The sequence below is a fragment of the Chryseobacterium sp. UF-290 genome (assembly GCF_058245615.1).
Genome location: NZ_JBSICB010000002.1, coordinates 250,881 through 270,035, shown reverse-complemented (window position 1 = coordinate 270,035; position 19,155 = coordinate 250,881). Strand labels below are relative to the sequence as shown.

The 19,155-nt window shown below is 37.0% G+C and carries 20 protein-coding genes; 18 read left to right on the top strand and 2 right to left on the bottom strand.

Annotated features, from left to right (window positions below):
• The first annotated feature begins 47 nt into the window (after positions 1–47).
• Both AC4IF5_RS03535 and AC4IF5_RS03530 read left to right on the top strand, forming a co-directional pair.
• The gene (locus AC4IF5_RS03535; protein ID WP_490731727.1) at positions 48–1,058 is read left to right on the top strand and encodes a phage tail-like protein; all 1,011 of its coding nucleotides are present in this window, start codon (positions 48–50) and stop codon (positions 1,056–1,058) included.
• Positions 1,059–1,076: 18 nt separating this feature from the next.
• Positions 1,077–1,592: a phage tail-like protein gene (locus AC4IF5_RS03530; protein ID WP_490731726.1), complete on the top strand. Its 516-nt coding sequence runs from the start codon at positions 1,077–1,079 to the stop codon at positions 1,590–1,592.
• Between the two features lie 861 nt (positions 1,593–2,453).
• Here the strand turns inward: AC4IF5_RS03530 and AC4IF5_RS03525 are convergent.
• Together AC4IF5_RS03525 and AC4IF5_RS03520 are read right to left on the bottom strand one after the other, a co-directional pair.
• Positions 2,454–3,920, bottom strand: a complete 1,467-nt coding sequence (locus AC4IF5_RS03525; RefSeq protein ID WP_490731724.1) for a tetratricopeptide repeat protein — start codon at positions 3,918–3,920, stop codon at positions 2,454–2,456.
• A gap of 434 nt (positions 3,921–4,354) precedes the next feature.
• Complete coding sequence (locus AC4IF5_RS03520) at positions 4,355–4,825, bottom strand: Lrp/AsnC family transcriptional regulator (RefSeq protein ID WP_490731723.1); 471 nt, start codon at positions 4,823–4,825, stop codon at positions 4,355–4,357.
• Positions 4,826–4,968: 143 nt separating this feature from the next.
• Here AC4IF5_RS03520 and AC4IF5_RS03515 point away from each other — a divergent pair, with 143 nt between their 5' ends.
• The 16 genes from AC4IF5_RS03515 to AC4IF5_RS03440 all read left to right on the top strand — a co-directional run bounded on the left by AC4IF5_RS03515 (position 4,969) and on the right by AC4IF5_RS03440 (position 19,108).
• Positions 4,969–6,360: an MFS transporter gene (locus AC4IF5_RS03515; protein ID WP_490731722.1), complete on the top strand. Its 1,392-nt coding sequence runs from the start codon at positions 4,969–4,971 to the stop codon at positions 6,358–6,360.
• Positions 6,361–6,561: 201 nt separating this feature from the next.
• Positions 6,562–7,311, top strand: coding sequence for a metallophosphoesterase (locus AC4IF5_RS03510; protein ID WP_490731720.1), 750 nt, complete (start codon positions 6,562–6,564; stop codon positions 7,309–7,311).
• A 318-nt stretch (positions 7,312–7,629) separates the two neighbouring features.
• Entirely contained in the window at positions 7,630–8,196 is a 567-nt protein-coding gene (locus AC4IF5_RS03505) for a DUF2652 domain-containing protein (RefSeq protein ID WP_490731718.1), read from the top strand.
• Between the two features lie 324 nt (positions 8,197–8,520).
• Positions 8,521–10,689, top strand: coding sequence for an outer membrane beta-barrel family protein (locus AC4IF5_RS03500; protein WP_490731716.1), 2,169 nt, complete (start codon positions 8,521–8,523; stop codon positions 10,687–10,689).
• A gap of 379 nt (positions 10,690–11,068) precedes the next feature.
• Positions 11,069–12,544, top strand: coding sequence for a hypothetical protein (locus tag AC4IF5_RS03495; RefSeq protein ID WP_490731714.1), 1,476 nt, complete (start codon positions 11,069–11,071; stop codon positions 12,542–12,544).
• Between the two features lie 118 nt (positions 12,545–12,662).
• Positions 12,663–12,971, top strand: coding sequence for a hypothetical protein (locus AC4IF5_RS03490; protein WP_490731712.1), 309 nt, complete (start codon positions 12,663–12,665; stop codon positions 12,969–12,971).
• A 62-nt stretch (positions 12,972–13,033) separates the two neighbouring features.
• Positions 13,034–13,327, top strand: a complete 294-nt coding sequence (locus AC4IF5_RS03485; protein WP_490731710.1) for a hypothetical protein — start codon at positions 13,034–13,036, stop codon at positions 13,325–13,327.
• Positions 13,328–13,346: 19 nt separating this feature from the next.
• The gene (locus tag AC4IF5_RS03480) at positions 13,347–13,640 is read left to right on the top strand and encodes a hypothetical protein (protein WP_490731708.1); all 294 of its coding nucleotides are present in this window, start codon (positions 13,347–13,349) and stop codon (positions 13,638–13,640) included.
• Between the two features lie 18 nt (positions 13,641–13,658).
• Complete coding sequence (locus AC4IF5_RS03475) at positions 13,659–13,952, top strand: hypothetical protein (protein ID WP_490731706.1); 294 nt, start codon at positions 13,659–13,661, stop codon at positions 13,950–13,952.
• Positions 13,953–13,971: 19 nt separating this feature from the next.
• Complete coding sequence (locus tag AC4IF5_RS03470) at positions 13,972–14,265, top strand: hypothetical protein (protein WP_490731705.1); 294 nt, start codon at positions 13,972–13,974, stop codon at positions 14,263–14,265.
• A gap of 67 nt (positions 14,266–14,332) precedes the next feature.
• The gene (locus AC4IF5_RS03465) at positions 14,333–14,638 is read left to right on the top strand and encodes a hypothetical protein (RefSeq protein WP_490731703.1); all 306 of its coding nucleotides are present in this window, start codon (positions 14,333–14,335) and stop codon (positions 14,636–14,638) included.
• An 8-nt stretch (positions 14,639–14,646) separates the two neighbouring features.
• Positions 14,647–15,030 carry a hypothetical protein gene (locus AC4IF5_RS03460; protein WP_490731701.1) on the top strand — a complete coding sequence of 128 codons (384 nt, stop codon included), beginning with the start codon at positions 14,647–14,649 and terminating at the stop codon, positions 15,028–15,030.
• Between the two features lie 3 nt (positions 15,031–15,033).
• A complete protein-coding gene (locus tag AC4IF5_RS03455) occupies positions 15,034–15,396 on the top strand; it encodes a thiol-disulfide oxidoreductase DCC family protein (protein ID WP_490731699.1) in 363 nt (120 codons plus the stop codon).
• Between the two features lie 25 nt (positions 15,397–15,421).
• Positions 15,422–16,078 carry a hypothetical protein gene (locus AC4IF5_RS03450; protein WP_490731697.1) on the top strand — a complete coding sequence of 219 codons (657 nt, stop codon included), beginning with the start codon at positions 15,422–15,424 and terminating at the stop codon, positions 16,076–16,078.
• Positions 16,038–16,973 carry an HTTM domain-containing protein gene (locus AC4IF5_RS03445; RefSeq protein ID WP_490731695.1) on the top strand — a complete coding sequence of 312 codons (936 nt, stop codon included), beginning with the start codon at positions 16,038–16,040 and terminating at the stop codon, positions 16,971–16,973. Before AC4IF5_RS03450 ends, AC4IF5_RS03445 begins: the two co-directional genes overlap by 41 nt.
• Complete coding sequence (locus tag AC4IF5_RS03440; protein WP_490731694.1) at positions 16,970–19,108, top strand: outer membrane beta-barrel protein; 2,139 nt, start codon at positions 16,970–16,972, stop codon at positions 19,106–19,108. The genes AC4IF5_RS03445 and AC4IF5_RS03440 overlap by 4 nt, the downstream gene beginning before the upstream one ends.
• Positions 19,109–19,155: the final 47 nt, after the last annotated feature.

The window sequence follows — 19,155 nt, the reverse complement described above, 5'->3', positions numbered from 1 at the left end:
TATAAACATATATGAATAAATTAAATTTTTTCACCATTAGTAAGAAGATGATTTTTTTATTAATGGTTGCTTTTTACAGTGTAACAAATGCACAATGTATTGCTTACACGGGGCAGGCAATGACAGCAGGGAATACCTATTGTCTTAATGGAAATCTCACTGTAAGTATCAGTATTAATATTCCGAATGGAGCAACACTTCTCATTCAGAGTGGCCAGTTACAGTCTGTTAATGTACAGGTAGATGGAGTATTGGAGATTGGTGACGGGGCGAGTGTCAGATCTACCGGAACAATCTCGATAGGTACTTTTGGAAGTAATGTATCTTCAAAAGTAAAACTGGGAACAAAATCTTTTTTATCTCTGGTGGGTTCAGTAGTCCAGGGAGATCCGTCTTTCTTCGGAACTTATCCGGGAGTCACTTCTACGATGGAAATGGGAACCAGCAGTGTGGTGGAAATTTGCGGAACATTTACCCAGCAGTCTACAACTTATCCGTCAGTGAAATACGTTGGTATTCCTACAGGTAAGGCTTATTGTATTGCAAAAGCAGATGTAAGCGGCGGAGGTGGTGTGATCAGTGATGATAGCCAGATTGTAGCCATTGCGATGGGGTCTGTGTCTAACCTTGGTATGGGTGGGGCCAGCTTTTGTGGACCTAATGCCACCAAAGCAATGTGTCCTTCATTATGGCCCAATGGATTATCGGAAGACAAAAACAGCTGTGGTAACGCACCTGCAATTATTGATGAGATAGATGGTTTCTGTACCAAACCTCCAACTACAGGAACTCCTGATGGTTTTACCAAGTTTGGAATTACGGTACAGCAGAAAGCAAACGCCTGGCCTGAAAACGTTCCTAACGGATTTCTGGCTATGGAATCAAAAAACAAAGGCTTTGTTGTTACCAGGGTTCAGCATGTGAGCCAGACTCCACAGCCTGGAGATGCTGTTGCGGATCCGAAAGAAGGAATGTTGCTGTATGATATTCAGGACAAATGTATAAAGCTTTATAATGGTACCGAATGGAAATGTATAGAGAGAAGCTGTAACGATTAATCTAATAGACAAGGTAGTATGAAAAATATAAAAAATATAAGTATAGTGGTTGCTGTGGTTCTTTTTAATATTTCATTTGCTCAGGTAGCAATTGGAAAACAGGAGGTTGAGGGCAGCAGTACGGTCCTGGACTTCAACAATGTATCCGGTAACACAAAAGGGTTGATTCTTCCTGCAACAACAGGACTTGCTGCCGGATCGCTGGTCAATGGAACGTTTGTTTTTGATGTGACGGATAGCAGGGTTAAGGTGTATGAAAATGATACATGGAAGCCATTGTCAGATGCTGGGAGTTCTACTGCTGTTGTGGTGAATAATACTGCGGAGCTAGGAAAGGGAGTTGTTATAGGCGCATCATCCAGTACAGCGGATGGAGTATTGGTGCTGGAGTCTCCGGATAAAGCAATGATCCTTCCCCGGGTTGCAACGCCTCATCTCAGTGTGAAGAATCCTTATCCTGGAATGATGTGCTATGATACTGCCAGTAAGACGTTAGCCATATTTGATGGATCCGTCTGGAATTACTGGAAATAAAATCTGATAAGATCGTATCCGGGAAATACCGGTATTAAATATCTCTTTAAAACAGCTTTATAGTATTTATTATACAGCTGTTTTTTTGGGGGATTATTCTCAAAATTTGTGAATGATGCAAAAAGTGGATCAGGTGTAAAAGCTGAGGAGAAAGGAAAGAGGATTTGAAGAATCAAAGATGTTTTAACAAAAAAATGAGAGATTACAACCAGGGTAATCTCTCATAGCTAAACAAATAATATTGGTTTGAATACCTTAAGTGTTAAGATAATTCATTTCATCATAGTGTATTGTGTTGTTTTAGGCCTCTTTTTTTTCGTTTGTGTTTTTATGCATATTATCTGTTTAGTGTATAAAAAATCCCGCCCCTCCGATCATCATTTTTATTGTTATTTTGTATTTATTGATGCTTTTTATTAAATCTAAGTAAGTGGTGTAGAGGGGAGGGATGCTATCGTTTTGTTTTTGTTTTTATATTTTTTTGTAAGGTTTATATTTTTCACATCACAAACATATTCAATAATGGCAAATATTTCCAAAAAATAACATACGACATGGCTACACTATGTATTTATGTCGCATGTTATTTATTTGATTTATAGTTGATTATGATTTTTGCTAAATTCATTTTAAAATAAAGAAAACAGGGGAAAAAGCTGAAATATTATGATCAATATTTGGACTTTTCTATGTTTAATAAGACCGATATTTTAATGGAAATGTTTTAGAATGTAAATTTTATACACACTATAAAAAGCCGGTATTGAGGATTTTTGTACCTTAAATTTTGATGTGAGAAAATTCTGTTGCCTGTCAGATGTGTCGATTCAGAATTTAAAATACTATTTATGAAGGCAAAAATTATAAAGACATGAAAAAACTATAAAGATCCCTGTCTGAGGAAACGTTCAGTTTCTTTCTGAGTCTTCCTTTTTTAGTCTGTACTGACCTGTGCTGAATGAATGTGAAATCAGCTATATCCTTAGAGGAAAATCCTAGCCAGATCATCGCGCATAAAGATAATTCCGACTTGGTAAGCTGTGGACTTATTTTTAAGACATTCTGAAAAAGGCTTGGGTTGATCTCTTCAAATCTCTTTAAGAATTTAAGATCATTCTTTCTGGCCAGATCCAGTAGCTCCGCGAAATCTTCTTTGGAAATTTTTTCTTTCTTTTGTGATGTTTCTGCGTCAGGTATCTGGAAGTCCTTATTTTCTTCTTTGTGTTTTCTTCTTTTAAGGTATAAAAATGCAAAAATCCCCAATGTAAAAATGGAAGCTCCGATAACCATCAGGTTAATATTGTCTTTGCTTTTCTGTTTGACTACATCGCTTAATGAAAGATCTATGGCTTCATTTCCGGACTGTTTTAAGGCTTTGTCTAATTGTTTTGCCTTTAAAGAATACTGATCTGCCATTTCTTTATTGCTGACCTTTTCGTAGGTAACGGCGATCTGTTGGTAGAGTTCCGGCAGTTTGTTGATTCTTTTGGTATTTACTAAAATATCCGCTGCTTTCTTATAAAACTCAAGGGCCTTTTCATACTCTTTCTTTTCAGCAAGAAGATCTGCATAAAAAGAATATACGACACCCTGTCTTACAGTTCCGGATTCTGAGTCTTTAAGGAGAGATAAGGCTTTGCTGGTATATAAAGTGGCTGAATCCATGTTTTTGGTCTGAAGCAAATGGTATCTGCCAAGCTGGGCGCTGTTGAGTGCGGAAGGATCTACATTGAGTCCCTTATGATAGTAGATCAATGCCGAATCCTTATCTGATGAAAGAAGAAAATCGGCTCTCTGTTCATACATGTTGCCTAGCAGCCAGCCTTTTTCTTTCAGTTTTTTACCATAATAAATCGCTTTGGCATTATAGCTTAAAGCGGTGTTCGTTAAACCTGTAACGAAATTCATCTGGCCATATTCATGATATAGCTTGGCATATAGGAAGTTATCGTTAAGCTGGTTAATAATATTCTCTGCGGATTTCAGATAATAGTGACTGACTTTGTATTTTCCCATAGTGGCATACATATTGGCAAGGTTGATGTATGCCAATGCCTCGCCTTTCTTATACCCGTTCTCTTTTGTTTGCCTGATGATGTCATTATTAAGTGCAATAAGCTCAGTATCTTTTCCTTTCAGTCTTAATGCTTCGCTCTTCTTTAATAAAGCATCATTTATTTCATCAATGTCTTTTTTAGAGTGGCAGCTCAAAAAAGAAATTATTATAAAAACTAATAAAAACAGATGTCTCTTTAAATCAGTTCCGTTGATCCGGATCACGGATTTCGTGATTTTGTGATCATTTATATCAATATGAAATTGTTTCATAAGCTTAATATAAGTGCTGTTTCCGGAAGATAACGATCATGTTCCATGAGATCTGTTGCCGCAGTGTTAACGTACAGAACTGTATGTTGTATACATACTGATAGTTTTACAGTGTACTGCTAACAGCCAGTTGCAGGTACCTGAATTAATAAATTTACTGTGCATCATCATCTTCTGTTGTTTTTGGTAATAATTTGCTGATCTATAGGGAAATCAGCACTACTAATGTACTAAAAAAATAAATAATATTCCAAGGTTCTTATGGTAAAGATCAGGCACAGATAGATGGAGAAAAAACGTTTTTAAATAGCTTGTGTTTAAATTTTATTGTTTTTTTTAATTTAGCTGGAAAAGTTTAAACCTGTATAGTGATGATTGTAAAAATAGATTAATATATTGATTGTCTCGTTTTTTTTTGACTTTGGCTTATAAATCTATACGATCTGTGTACTTTCTTTAATGCTGTTCATGACAAAAATACTTTTTGTCTGTCCAATACCTTCGATCTCGGAAAGTTTATTCACAAAAAACTCATGGAATTCATCCATATTGGGAGCAAGAATTTTAAGCATAAAATCAAAGTCACCGCTGATGTTGTAAAATTCAACTACTTCTTTCAGTTTACCGACTTCTTCAATAAATTTTCCGGCCGTTTTTTTATTGTGAACATTCAGAGCGATCATACAAATGACCATCATCCCCTTATTGACTTTTTTACGGTCTACAACAATCGTGTATTCTTTAATGATTCCCAGCTTTTCCATACGCTTGATACGTTCATGGGTGGGAGTAGGGCTCAGGCTGACCCTTGCTGAAATATCACGGATACTCATTTTAGCGTTCTTCTGCAGAAGCCTGAGAATCGATAAGTCTTTTTCGTCGGGAATATAATTGTTTGCTGTCATTTTGTTCTGTTTTATAGGTTATTATTTCTTATTACAGGTATTTTGTTCCTTTTATTGTGTTGTATGTGTAATATTGTTCCAAATTTAAGGTTAAATTTTTAAATACGTTCTGTTAATTTTAATTTTGCAGGAAATTTGAATATATGGATACAAGGAAGAATGTAATATTAATTTTAGCATCAGTAGGTACTTTTGTAGAAGCATTGGATATTGCCATTATTAACTTAACGATTCCTTCTATCCAGCAGCAGTTTAAGATCGGAGCTGAGACCGTTCAGTGGCTGCAAACTCTTTATGTGCTGTTTTTTGGTGGCTTTCTGATCATTGGAGGGAAGCTTTCTGATCAGATCGGAAGAAAGAAAATGTTCCTGTGGGGAGCTCTGATCTTTATGCTGACATCATTGGGTGCAGGATTATCGGGAAGTTTTGAAGTATTGGCTGTCTTCAGGGCTCTGCAGGGGTTAGGGGCGGCATTGGTAATGCCGTCAGCATTGTCGATTGTGACCCATACTTTCAGGGAAGAGCAGGAAAGGAACCGTGCGATAGGGATTTTCAGTTCCTTTGCGGCCATTGGATCGGGAAGCGGTCTTTCTGTAGGGGGAATTATCAGTACATATCTGAGCTGGCATTGGGTCTTTCTGATTAATGTACCGGTCCTTTTTATCACATTAATACTGTCTTATTATTATCTACCTGCAGATGAGAAAAATGAAACCGCTCAGGAAACAGATCTTGTTTCCGGAATCATGATGGTGCTGGGACTTTTAAGCCTGACCTATGGAACCCACGAGCTGGTTCATATCAAAGATCAGCCTTTTTTTGTAGCAGGATCTCTGATCCTGGCTGTGCTGCTTTTGGTTCTGGTATTCTACAGGCTGAAGTCTGTTACAGAGCCATTATTTGATCTAAAGCTCTTTAAACATAGATCATTAGTGGTTTCCAATGCGGTATTCCTTACGTTGGGAGCGTTTTTCATCGGTTTTCTATTTCTTATCTCGCTGATGCTTCAGAAAGATATGGGATATAGCGCTGCATCTGCCGGATTAATGCTTGTTCCGTTCAGTGTTATATCAGCTTTGACCGCTAAATTTATTTTACCTCACGTTTCAAAGCGATTAAATTCTTCCCAAATGGGGGTCTTCGGATGGCTCTTTATGCTGGCCGGGGGAATATTATTGCTGATATCTGTCTACATGGGACATCCGTTAACTGTAGTATTATTAGGGGCAGCATGTATTTCCGGAATTGGAATGACATTCTGCTTTACGGCACTTTCAGTAATGGCAATTCAGGATGTTGAATCTTCCAGTTACGGGCTGGCATCAAGTTTGAGCTCTACAAGTTACTTCCTGGGAGCTGGGATCGGACTGTCATTTATGACCTTAATGGGCCAGATCTTTCCCTCTGAATGGGCAGTGGGCAGCCTGAATCTGATTATTTTGATAGGGTATGCTCTTGCTGCGCTGGGAATGTTATTGTATTTTATATTGAAAAACCTAAAAGTGAAACGGGCCGAAGTCGCAGTTTCATCATAAGCGTTCTTAAAATTATACCAACTATATGAGGAAGGAATCGGTGCTTTAGGTGTCGGTTCTTTTTTTAGGGCAAAATGGCGAAGAGGTAAAAAGGCTTATAGATAGCCCTTACTCTTTGCCTTATTTGCTTTCTTAGCTTCCTTTGCGTTCTTAGCCCTTTCATCATTTTGCTCTTTTACCCCTCTTCACTACTTTTGTATCATGAGAATACAGATCATCAGTGATCTTCACAGGGAATTTGGAAGTACGGAATTAAGTTTTGATCATCCGGATATTGTTGTTTTGGCAGGAGATATCAACTTAGGAACCAAAGGAATTGAATGGATTAAAAGTACAATATCTGATAAACCGGTCATTTATGTTCTGGGAAATCATGAGTACTATAAAGGTTCTTATCCGAAGACATTGAATAAAATAAAGCAGGCAGCTCAGGATTCAAATGTATATGTGTTAGAGAATTCAGCTGTTGATATTGATGGAGTACGTTTTCACGGAGCAACATTGTGGACAGATTTTTCAATCTTTGGAAATCCGATAGAATACGGAATGTTCTGTCAGCCGAAAATGAATGACTATAAAATGATTAAACGTGATCCGTCGTATTCCAAAATGAGAACAATAGATACCTTCAAGATCCATCAGATTTCAAAACAGTGGTTAAAAGAAAGCCTTGAAAATTCAAAAGAACTTAAAAATATTGTGGTTACCCATCATGCGCCAAGTATACAATCTGTTCCTGATGAATATAAAGAAGATCCGCTCACATCTGCCTATGCCTCTGATCTGGAAGACCTGATAACAGAATATCAGCCATTATATTGGATTCATGGGCATATCCACACTCCATCCAGATATAAAATAGGCGAAACAGAAGTAATCTGTAACCCTCACGGATATATTGATGAAAAATATAACGGTTATAATAAAGAACTGATTATTGATGTTGTCTGATAAAAAGACAAAACTGCAGAAAGCTAAAATAGTGAATTCGCTTATTACTTTTTCTGCTTCCTTTACATCTTTCTTTTCGCCATTTCGCCATTTTGCCATTTCGCCAAAAATGCTCCCTGCGCAATTCAGCGACTTATGTAGAAATGATCATAGCTCAGACCAATAAGCTTCAGACAGAATGGAGCTGTCTTCCCTGAAAGGCCAAAGGCTGAATGTCATAACGGAGCTCTACCGTTCTGTAGAAGGAGGATGGCAATAAAGTAAAATTGATCCTGCTTCGTCTGTAATGATGCAGCAGGTTTTTAATCCATTATCATTATGAAGAATACAGATATACAAGAGGGGATCATTCTTATTCCGGATTTCAGCGGATTTACAGAATTTGTGTTCAATACAAAACTTTATACAGGAGAATATATTGTCAGACAACTACTATCTACACTGATCGATGTGAACGGTCGTTATTTCGAAATTTCAGAAATTGAAGGAGATGCCATTTTATTTTATCGTTATGATGAGAGTCCGTCCTATCAGAATATTTCAAAAATGCTTTTGAAAATGAGGAATGCTTTCAACAGAAAAATCGAAGAATTGAGCAGGAGCCTAAGCATAACCATTGATCTTTCTCTGAAGTTCATTGTTCATTACGGAACATTTTCACAATATAATATCGGGAATTTCAGAAAACTGTATGGTAAGACCATTGTAGAGGCCCATCAGCTTTTGAAAAACGGATTGGCAGAGCAGCCTTCTTATGCCTTGTTCAGCAATTCTTTCCTGAAAAACAGCAAAAATCAGGAAGCGGATTTTAATAAAGATAAACTCAGCCTGCATGAAGTAGGAGGTATCCATTATTTTGAAAGTTTAAATGAGCCTGTTTTTTAATAGTAATCCTTGTAAATTTGCTATTGCTAGGGGCCCGGGGTGAGATCCGGGCTTTTTTAGCTATAGATGAAGAGTTCTGATGTAATAGGTGAAGTTTTCTTTAAATAAATTTAAATTAAATATAAATCGTGTTTTTGTTTTATTTATTACGGATATGATTGTTATTGATGCTTTTTTGTGGTTAATTTTCATTGTTTTTGATTTTATGTTTCTGGGGCTAAGAGTATGTTTCTGAAGATTAAGTGTTTATTTTACTTTTTTTCCATTTTTGATGTAACAAATATCCGATAGTAGTGGTCTTATAGGTAAAAACTAATACTTCACATGAAAATAATCTTATTTCCAATCGCTCTATTAATCGGTTCTTTGACAATGGCCCAGCAGGCTCAGGCTGTAAAAGATACTGTCCAGACCAATGCGAAAGAAATAGAAGGGGTTACCCTTGTTGCCAGAAAGCCGACAGTAGAATCCAAAGTGGACAGAACGGTGTTCAATGTTGCGAACAGTGCAATACTGGCAGGAAATACAACATGGGATGTTCTCAGGATGACGCCTTTGGTAAGCATTGACAATAATGATGATGTAAAAGCGGAAGGTCAGATGGTTACTGTATACATCAATGATAGAAAATCCGTTTTCACAGGGAAAGAATTAAAGGAATATCTTAAAACGATTCCGGCAGATAATCTGTTGAAAATTGAAGTGATAACCAGTCCGTCCTCACGTTACGAAACATTAGGCTCTGTGATCAATATCGTCCTGAAGAAGAGGGATGACGAAGGGGTAAAAGGAAGCATATCGCTCAACAACAGGCAGAGTACCAAAAATTCACAATACACCAATTTTAATCTGAACTATCATAAGAAAAGATTTACCCAGACCTTTATAGGAAGTTATAATAACGGGACTTATGTTCAGAAGAATGAATCTATGGATACCCGGTATGAAAATAATAAAATCACCAGATTCAGTATGGAAAATGAGATGAGAAATGAAAGTCCTTCTCTTTCTTCTACCTCAGAATTTGAGATCAATGAGAAAAACAATATCGGATTGGTGCTGGAGTATTATCAAAACCGCAGTCTGTCTTTTGCAGAATCAGACGGGACACTGTCAGTGAACGGTATTCTGGATGATTCTTATCACCAGACTCAGAATACATGGGGATTTAGCCGTAATTTAGGGACGAATGCTTTTTATAAGTACTATGATAAAGAAAAGAATAAAGTTTTAGATATCAATATAGGAACCAATTATTCGAGCTATGATAATGATAATTTAATTGAAAAGCAAGGGTTGACAAAAACGCAGCAATTGGGAATTATCAATAGCAATCAGATGCGTAATTATTACCTGAAGGTGGACTATACACAGCCGTTAGGGAAATCAGGCGGAACTCTTGAAGTAGGAGGGAAAACAGATTTTAATAATCATGCTATTCCCAATAGTCTCTATGGATCCAGTATGAATGACTCTCAGTCGGAATTTTACAATCTTTCCAAAAATGACAGGTTCCATTATGAGGATAATCTGAGCTCCTTATATGTCAACTACAGCAAAACGTTTTTCAAGAAACTGGAAACAAGGATAGGACTTCGGTATGAGTATATTGATTATAAAGTAAGACAGGATGTTGCCGGCACAGAGAGAAGAGATTCATACAATACTTTCCTGCCAAATTTGTTGCTGAAATATAGCTTTTCAGACAAATATGATGTAAGCCTTACCTATAACCGCAGTATCTGGAGGCCTTGGTATTCTGAGTTCAATCCTTTTCTTGTTCCTGAGATTAACGGAACGTATTCCAGAGGAAACCTGTACCTGAATCCTAACCCGAATGACCGTCTTTATCTGAAATTCGGAATTTTGAAAAAGTACTTTATTTCTGCAAGATATATGCATACCAATCAGGATTACTGGACCACTTATGTGACGGAGAACGGAAGAACAGTTTCTTTACCGGGGAACTTTGATGGAAAGGTTGAGAAGTATTATCTTTTTGCCAATACGAATCAGAATTTCCTGAAAAATAAATTGAACGTAAATGCGGGGTTTGGATGGTACTATATTAATAATAAAGATTTTAATGAGAAAAATAAGCTGGGTGCTAAAGATCATATCAGCTATTGGGGGGCTTCTGCCAATGTATCTTATACCAATCTTTTCAGTAAAAATATTAACCTGAGCGCATGGATGGAAATTGCAAATCAGAATAACGGGAATTCATATGCCAACAATACGAATGTCTTTCACAATATTTCGGTGACCAAGATTTTTCCTAAAACACAGATGGAACTGAGTATGCAGCTGATGAATATCTTTAAAAGGCCATATGCTGATAATACAACGTACAGCCCGGATGGGACCTTCAGGGAATACTCAAAATGGGACTGGTATGGTGTCTCCCTGACTTTTGTGAAACGTTTCGGAAATCAGAAGGTGAAAGAAAATACCAAGACCGATGTAGAGAAAAATGCAGGAGGCGGAAAATAGAGTAGGTGGTATTCCACAGATCCGGAAATTTGACTGAAACAGAAGGACAGTTAGTGTTCTTATATATTCTATATATATATTAACCTGAGTTCGGGATAAGAAAAATGAAGGTGAAGTATATCTTAATTATAATGATCATTACTATAAAAGCAGGTTCAAGAAGCCTGCTTTTTCCTTTAACAATGAAATTGCTGCCAGAATGTAAAATCTCAGGAATATTATAATATAGTGTAATGCCTTCTGCATGGGAGATAAGCGTAGGATCAGCGCTGAATAAAAACTACACTATGGTGTAGTACGGAACTAAACCATAGTGTAGTGTGTTTGTTTTTCGGAATAGATAATATTGTAAAAGAAAAACAAAACAAAATAGCTGACCATGAAAATTCATAAAACATCAATATTCAATAAAAGAAACGTATTGTTTGCCATGAGTATTTGTACCCTGGTGTCCTGCTCTGACAAAACCAATAATTATGGTATACTGAACAGCGATAAAAGTATCAATTATAAGAACGCTTTTGAATTCCTGAAGAAAAATGCTATTTTAAATTTCCACATCAGTGCAGCAGGAGTTCAGGAGCAGGATTCAAAATTTATTAAGGATGAAGAGATCAAAGACAATATAGAGCTTTCCTATGATAAGTCTAAAGAGCTGATCCGCTCTAACGCTATTTCAGATTACAGCTTCGTTAATTTTGTTCTTCCGTATAAAGTGAATTTTTCAGAAGATTTTAACTGGAGAAAGATTGTATTGAAAAACTATGAACTTCCTTCAAATTATGTACTGGATTCTGAAAAATCTGTAATAGAGTCTGCCAATTTCCTAAACAATAAACTAAAGAATTTAAAAATGCCTTATTCAGATCCTTTTCCACAGGAAGATTATTGGTCATTTAATAAATTACTGACAGGAAACAAAGGCTCTGACATCGCTATGGTGAATCTGGCAAACTATATCAACAAGGCAAACGGAATACCGGTTACTATAGATTATGCGCCGGTTTGGGGAAATGCAAACGGGGGGAAAGCCTGGAACGCTTTGGTCTTTGATCAGAAAAAGTCTTTTCCCTTTTCAGGGGGGACGGAAAATATAGGAAATTTTAATCCGACCAAAATCATAAACAGCATAAAAGATACTCTTCACAACTCTTATACTATTACTAAAGTATACAGGAGAGGGTTTGTACCGGATACGGCATCAGTATATCTGAAGTATTACAAGACCCTCAGTAAAATGGGTTTTACCTCTACCTATTCAGATATTGATGTGACCGATCAGTATACCAAAACCATAAGATATAATGTGAACGGCTTTTATGATGATAAAACCGAGCTTGGCTTACTTTCTGTTTTCTGTTTCAACAAATGGCTTCCTGTAGCGGCAATAAGTCCTAAGCATAAGCAAAAGGTATTTGATAAAGTGGGCGTAGGGGCATTGTATCTGGTTCATACTCCGGAAAGCTCCGGAAAGAAATCTCTTTTCTATGTAGACAAGAACGGGAAGCTGCTGTTCTTTGATCAATCCAAAAAATCACCGATCAGTATTTCTCAGGTAGAATCTGTAGCCGAAAGAATGAGAAACCTGGCTTATGATCATAAAAATACATCAGATATCCAGTCACTGGCAGAAAAAACAATCCATGCAAAGCTGCAGGACGGAATCTCATATACCCTTTACAGGCTTACAGACAACAATTGGGAGAAGCAGGAGACACGCTCTGTGGTCAATAACAGGCTGTCATTTGCCAGCCGGTATCAGGATGGAATCTATCTTGCTGCCCTGGAAAAGGATGATAACATCAATTCAAGAAGGCCGTTTATTCTTATCGGCGGAAAAGTAGTCTTTATCTAGGCTTAAAAACTGAAAAACTTTTAGACATAATATACCAATTTCTCTTTTTCAAGCAGAGAAACAGCGAAAGGCATGTCTTGAAACCAACTACCCGAAACACATTTTAAACATTTATAATATGAGACACTACAAAAAACTGCTTCTGGCAGGTCTGGCAATTATACCTCTTGCCCTTTCCTCCTGGAACTCAAAAACTTCCGGTCCTGATTACCGGAACACTGAAAAAAAACAGACATTTTCTCACAACGAAACCATTGGTGATACTGATGTAGTAGTAGTTCAGTCTAAAACGACAAGGAAGAATATCTTTTCTGTTACAGACCATTTTGACCTGGGGCCTTCCCAGCAAAAGATTGTGATCACCACCACAATACTTGAGCCTTCAAGCTCACTTTCGATAGAAGATATCGTAAAAACGTATCAGTAATATTTTTATTACGCTTAGACAAAACTAAAAACTTTTTTAAAAACTATTAATAACATTTTATTATGAAAAACTACAAAAAACTATTATTCGCGGGACTTGCAATAGTTCCTTTGGCCCTTTCTTCATGGACATCTGAAGACCAGTCTGTCAACTACAGCAACGGAAATGCCAGCACTATTTCTACTATAGAAGTAATTGGTGAAGCGGCAGTAAGCAGCTCCGTAACAGTGAAAACTAAAAAGAAAGTTCTTTCCGTATCTACCATTGAGGAAGTAAGCGTAGCGGAAAAGAAAGCGCTGAGCACCTCTATTGAGACTGCCCGCTCATTCAACGAAATTTTAAACGATTACAAATAACATTTTAAACCATTTTATCATGAAAAACTACAAAAAACTATTATTCGCGGGACTTGCAATTGTTCCTTTGGCTCTTTCTTCATGGACATCTGAAGACCAGTCTGTCAACTACAGCAGCGGAAATTCCAGCACTATTTCTAGCATAGAAGTAGTTGGTGATACGGCAGTAAGCAGCACAGTAACAGTAAAAACCAAAAAGAAAGTTATTTCTAAGGAAACTGTGGAAACAGTAAGTGTAGCGAGCGAAAAGGCAATCAGCACTTCTCTTGAAACAGCCCGCTCATTCAATGAAATTTTAAACGATTACAAATAACATATTAAACCATTTATCATGAAAAACTACAAAAAACTATTATTCGCGGGACTTGCAATAGTTCCTTTGGCTCTTTCTTCGTGGACATCTGAAGATCAGTCTGTCAACTACAGCAACGGAAATACCAGCACTATTTCTTCCATAGAAGTAATTGGTGAAGCGGCAGTAAGCAGCTCCGTAGTAGTGAAAAATAAAAAGAAGGTTTTTTCTAAAGAAACTGTTGAAACAGTAAATGTTGCCAGTGAAAAGGGAATCAGTACTTCTATTGAAACAACCCTTTCATTCAATGAAATTATAAACGAGTATAAATAACAAATTAAACATTTTTATTATGAACAACTACAAAAAACTACTATTTGCAGGATTGGCTATCGTTCCTTTAGCTCTTTCTTCATGGACATCAGAAAGTAATTATTTAGACTACGGAAATGGAAACATAAATGAAGTTTCTTCTGTAGAGCTTGCTGGAGGTGCTGCTGTAAGCAGCTCAGTAACAGTAAACACCAAGAAAAAAGTACTTTCTAAAGAAACTGTGGAAACAGTAAGTGTAGCGAGCGAAAAAGCGATCAGCACCTCTATTGACCCGGTTCTTACTTTTGATAAAGTTCTTGAAAACTACAAATAATATTATTCAACCTACACATTCAGTTGAAACCCTCAACTGAATGTGTTTCTAAAAAACTTTAAACCCTATGAAAAAATATATCTTAATACTACCAGCCGCAATACTGACAACAGTGTCTTTATTATCATTCGACAAAGTTTCTGACAATACCGATAAGATCAAATATGATACACTTAGCAGGAATACACCTTTGGAAACTGAAGTGGGAGCATTCATAAAAAGTACGGTAATCACGAACAAAACCTTCAAAAAAGAATGTTCTGTAGATAACTGTATAAAAAGAGATGCGGTGAGCATTTTCGAAACAAAAATTGTATCTGCCATTGAAGCTCCGGAAATGGACTTGGGTAGAATTGTTGCAACCTATAAATAATTACAGTTATGAAAAGCCTTTATTTTTATTTATTATTAACGACAGGTGCGGTTCTTTTTCTTTGTTCGTTTAAGATCGAAAGAGGTAGACATATCTACCGGAACCAATGGGCAATCCCTGCACAGCAGAATTTAAAGATCAGAAATTCATCAAAAGAAAACCTGGAGGTGGTTTTGTATAATCCTTCCCAGACAAGCGATCTGAAGTATATTAACAGCAGTAATGAGCTGAAGGTCTTACCTAAAAACGACTCTGTAAAGACAAAGATCAATTTTGCCAATGAATTTTACGTTGTAAACGCTTCTTCCGGTGAAAGTATTTTTAAGCTGAAGATCCTGAATAATAGTGGCAGAATAAAGGCTTTCATAAAAAAGCAGCTTCCCAAAAACTAGATTATGAAAAAGCTGATAGTGTATTATGACAGCTGGTGCCCACGCTGCACCCGGTTTATGGAGACCGTAAAGAAGATAGACTGGCTGGATAAGGTTGATTTTCGTTCTCTCAGGGAAAGAAGACAGAAAATGAAAGGAATTGATCTGGTTCTGGCTGAAAAGCAAATGGCCTCTTACAGCACTACCTGGGCCTATGGCTACGAATCTATTTTCAGAATATTGGCAAGCCTGCCGCTGCTATGGCCTTTATTTCCGGTCCTTTGGCTTCTTCACATTACAAAAGCTGGCCAGGGACTTTATATACAGCTTGCTGTAAACCGGAAAATAATCCCGATTCACTGTGACAATGGCAGCTGTAATATTTAGATGTTAATTTTTTAAACTACTTACTATGAAATACCCAAAACTCTTCTTCATATTCAGTATGGTCCATATTGCGCTGATACTGATTGTGTGTACCTCAAGTACCATCGACTCCTATGAAAAATCAACCTCCTATGTGGAAAATGATGTTACAGCCGCTCTGAAAGATACAAAAGAAGGCATCCGAGAATTCAACTCTATCCCTTTTATCCAGCAGTATCAGGCTGTTGCAGGAATTAATGCAGGATACGGATTCTTTGCTCCCAATGTGGCGAGCTCATATATCTTAAAAGTATCCGTATATGATAAAAACAAGAACCTTGTGAAAGAATCTTACTTTCCGCCGTTCAAATCCAAAGAAGGACTCAACAGATATCATACTTTATTGGGATACTTCCAGGACAGGCTGACCATTCTGGAAAACAAGATGCAGAAAAAGAAATCCACACAATTTAATGAATCTGACAAATACGGTGAATTCCTGGATATATTCATTAAAAGTATCGGCAGATATTACTACAAAGAATATAATCCTGATACCTATAGTGTTTCCTGTACACTTTACCTGCACCATCATCCAATGCTGCATGAAATAAAAACAGACAACAAAACTAAACCAGTACTAATTAAACTCCTTGACATCGATGCTAAGCCTATTAAGAAAAACCACATCGCTTCCAACTGAATTTTATAAGTTCTTCAACGAATATAAACCGGAAGATAAACTGTTCTTTGCATTTTTTAGAATTTCCATGGGATTATTCTTCTTAGTGCACTTTGTTTCCACGCTTACTGATTTTAATCTTCTTTTTACAGATCAGGGGCTGATACCACTGGAAGTCGTAGGATTTCTGGGGGCAGATAAAATGCCATCGTTTTATTTTGTCATCAAATTATTAGGCACCATGAATATTTCAGAAAGTGCCGTAATAATGGGATATATTGTAATCTATATTCTGGCCTGTATCTCATTGACGGCTGGATTTATGAGCAGACTATCAGCCGCTCTTATCCTGATTCTTCATCTGCTGATCTTCCAGTCTTCCAGTACTTTCATGTACGGTATAGATTTCTTCAAGACGATCGCCATGTTCTATTGCCTTCTGTTTCCGCTGGGAAGCTTCTATTCTCTGGATTCGAAAATATTTAAATATGACGAGATCAATCCTACTCCTTTCAGGAATCTTCTGAGAATACACATGAGTATCGTTTACTTTACTTCAGGATTGGATAAAGCTTTCGGAATCAACTGGTGGAACGGAGAATCTATCTGGAAGGCATTACACCTGCCGGGATTCCAGTCTTATATCCTGGATAACAGCAGCTATGACATCTTTGTCAACTTCCCTGTTATCCCGATATTCATAGGAATTTCAACCATCGTTATCGAGTTGTTTTACCCTTATTTTATGTGGAAGAAAAGCACGAGAAAAGTATTCATCTGGATGGTTGTAGCCTTACATACGGGAATTATCATCGCCATGAACCTATATTTCTTCGGAGCATTAATGATCCTTTTAAACTTAAGCGCATTCTTAAACCTTGAGGATTCTAAAAAAACAATTACAGCAACATCATGATTTATCTTCATAATATAACCAGCAGAGCCTTAATATTACTATCTTCACTGATAGTAATATTAACCTCCGCGCAACAAAAAGACACCCTTAAAAATGAAAATAAAATTGAAGAAATCAAGATTACCCGCACAACGGTAAAATTTAAGAACGGAAAAATCATAGTTTCCCCCGCAGGTACTGCTACAGCTGATGCCAACAATACCTGGGAGTTTATCAAAAATTCAGGATATGCAGATGCTTCTGAGGAAGGAACAATAAAAATCAAGCAAAAATATACCACCGTATATATCAATGACAGAAAGCTCCGCTTGTCGGGTATAGAACTTAAAAATTATCTTGAATCTATACCCGCCAAGCTGATCAAAAACATTGAAGTAATCGGTACCCCGGATTCTTCTTATCCTGCCGATGAGCAGTCGATCATTAAGATTAACCTGGTGAACAGTAATATTGAAGGCTTGAAACTGGGAATTGGCTCCAGCCTTGGATTTACCAGAAAAATGAATATGTCTCAGAACCTGAATCTTAATTATAAGTCTGATAAATTTGAAATCAATACGCTTTTAAGCAGTACACATGCCAATGTTCTTAATGAGGTAAATGCCCAGAGAGAGTATAAAAACAACATCTGGGATATCGCACAGAAGCAGGATATCCAGAAATCTACGAATATTTATTCCCTACTGGTTAATTATTTTGCCAATAAGAAAAACAAATTCAGTCTGTATGGCGAGTACAATCCTGCCAATACACAGAGTGAACTCAATGCGGACAACGGATTGCCTACAGCAGAAAGAATTTCCAGAAAAGATTCTATTTTTAAATACAATTCAAACTTTAAAGATCTGGGACGAAGCACCAATGTCCAGGCCAACTATAAATTTGAAAATGATTCTGCCACTCAAAAGCTTACTGTTCAGTTTGAATACTTAAATGCCAACAGAAAAACGAACAACAGTTTCAGGAATTATTTTTACCAGCAGCCTGATTATCTTGACGGCAACAGGATAGACGATTCCTCTTCAAGAAATATCAATATGTATATCGGGAATGCCAATTATACCCTCCAGACCAAGAAATGGGGAACGTGGTCTGTAGGAGGAAGGTTTTCGTACAGCGATATCAATAATCCGATCAATATCACGGTAAATGATACAAGTTCACAGGAAAGCATGCAAAATTATAGCGAAGAGCAGTATGCTGTGTTTCTGGAAGGACAGAAAGAGTTTAAAAAAACTTATGTAAGACTGGGAATGCGTTATGAAGGGAACCTTACGAACTTTTTTGATCATGATCTCAGCTCAAGTTCCTTCAGAATAGACGGATTTTACCCGAATGTTCTGGTACAGCACAATTTTTCCGATAATTTTCAGGTAGAAACAAGCTATAAGAAAACACTGATCAGACCGGATTATTTTCTGCTGAATCAGCTAAGAAGAAAGAACAGTGACGACAGTATGCTTTACACTTCGGGGAATATCAATCTGAGACCTCAGATAGAGCATGAAGTTGACCTTTCCCTGTACTATAAGAGTCAGATGCTGTCTGTGGGAATGAACTATTCCCCGAATTACATCAGTACCCTGATTGTAAAAAGAGATGACTACCTCGTGCAGGAGTACAACAACTTTAAAATGATGACCTTGTATGCAAGTCTTGCGCTGAACAAGGTATTTAAAAACAAATATATCGTCAAAAACTATATGAATGTGAATTACCTTCCGATCATGGAGTTCGAAGGTTTTGAAAAAGGAAAAACCAATTTTGCTTTCGACAACAGGACTGTTTTGGGGATCCTCTTCAAAAAGGGATATGCTGCGGAAGTTTCATATTCATTTTCAACAGATTTTTATGATGGATTTTTCAAGCATGGAAAGACCAACAATTTAAGCATAACCTTACAGAAGAAAATTCCTCATCTTAACCTTACTACTTATCTTATTGTCACAGATCTGCTGAGAGGCCAGAAAAACTATGATGAAGCCATATACCCGATCGTATATAAAAATTCATCTTACAACGACAGCAGAAGCATAAGGTTGGGATTATATTGGACGTTTGGTAACCAGAAATTAAAAGAAATCAAGAAAGAGGATTCTCTTTCAGATGACCTGAAGAACAGGAACAGAAAATAAAATCATAGTTTCTCACTGTTCAAACAAAACAGACAGAAACGTGAATT

What these genes read in the sequence shown, in the direction of transcription:
- AC4IF5_RS03465 (WP_490731703.1), top strand. Translation starts at nt 14,333, where the DNA reads ATGAAAAAATATATCTTAATACTACCAGCCGCAATACTGACAACAGTG.
- AC4IF5_RS03510 (WP_490731720.1), top strand. Translation starts at nt 6,562, where the DNA reads ATGAGAATACAGATCATCAGTGATCTTCACAGGGAATTTGGAAGTACG.
- AC4IF5_RS03530 (WP_490731726.1), top strand. Translation starts at nt 1,077, where the DNA reads ATGAAAAATATAAAAAATATAAGTATAGTGGTTGCTGTGGTTCTTTTT.
- AC4IF5_RS03495 (WP_490731714.1), top strand. Translation starts at nt 11,069, where the DNA reads ATGAAAATTCATAAAACATCAATATTCAATAAAAGAAACGTATTGTTT.
- AC4IF5_RS03450 (WP_490731697.1), top strand. Translation starts at nt 15,422, where the DNA reads ATGAAATACCCAAAACTCTTCTTCATATTCAGTATGGTCCATATTGCG.
- AC4IF5_RS03445 (WP_490731695.1), top strand. Translation starts at nt 16,038, where the DNA reads ATGCTAAGCCTATTAAGAAAAACCACATCGCTTCCAACTGAATTTTAT.
- AC4IF5_RS03505 (WP_490731718.1), top strand. Translation starts at nt 7,630, where the DNA reads ATGAAGAATACAGATATACAAGAGGGGATCATTCTTATTCCGGATTTC.
- AC4IF5_RS03490 (WP_490731712.1), top strand. Translation starts at nt 12,663, where the DNA reads ATGAGACACTACAAAAAACTGCTTCTGGCAGGTCTGGCAATTATACCT.
- AC4IF5_RS03520 (WP_490731723.1), bottom strand. Translation starts at nt 4,825, where the DNA reads ATGACAGCAAACAATTATATTCCCGACGAAAAAGACTTATCGATTCTC.
- AC4IF5_RS03470 (WP_490731705.1), top strand. Translation starts at nt 13,972, where the DNA reads ATGAACAACTACAAAAAACTACTATTTGCAGGATTGGCTATCGTTCCT.
- AC4IF5_RS03525 (WP_490731724.1), bottom strand. Translation starts at nt 3,920, where the DNA reads ATGAAACAATTTCATATTGATATAAATGATCACAAAATCACGAAATCC.
- AC4IF5_RS03515 (WP_490731722.1), top strand. Translation starts at nt 4,969, where the DNA reads ATGGATACAAGGAAGAATGTAATATTAATTTTAGCATCAGTAGGTACT.
- AC4IF5_RS03500 (WP_490731716.1), top strand. Translation starts at nt 8,521, where the DNA reads ATGAAAATAATCTTATTTCCAATCGCTCTATTAATCGGTTCTTTGACA.
- AC4IF5_RS03535 (WP_490731727.1), top strand. Translation starts at nt 48, where the DNA reads ATGATTTTTTTATTAATGGTTGCTTTTTACAGTGTAACAAATGCACAA.
- AC4IF5_RS03480 (WP_490731708.1), top strand. Translation starts at nt 13,347, where the DNA reads ATGAAAAACTACAAAAAACTATTATTCGCGGGACTTGCAATTGTTCCT.
- AC4IF5_RS03475 (WP_490731706.1), top strand. Translation starts at nt 13,659, where the DNA reads ATGAAAAACTACAAAAAACTATTATTCGCGGGACTTGCAATAGTTCCT.
- AC4IF5_RS03460 (WP_490731701.1), top strand. Translation starts at nt 14,647, where the DNA reads ATGAAAAGCCTTTATTTTTATTTATTATTAACGACAGGTGCGGTTCTT.
- AC4IF5_RS03455 (WP_490731699.1), top strand. Translation starts at nt 15,034, where the DNA reads ATGAAAAAGCTGATAGTGTATTATGACAGCTGGTGCCCACGCTGCACC.
- AC4IF5_RS03485 (WP_490731710.1), top strand. Translation starts at nt 13,034, where the DNA reads ATGAAAAACTACAAAAAACTATTATTCGCGGGACTTGCAATAGTTCCT.
- AC4IF5_RS03440 (WP_490731694.1), top strand. Translation starts at nt 16,970, where the DNA reads ATGATTTATCTTCATAATATAACCAGCAGAGCCTTAATATTACTATCT.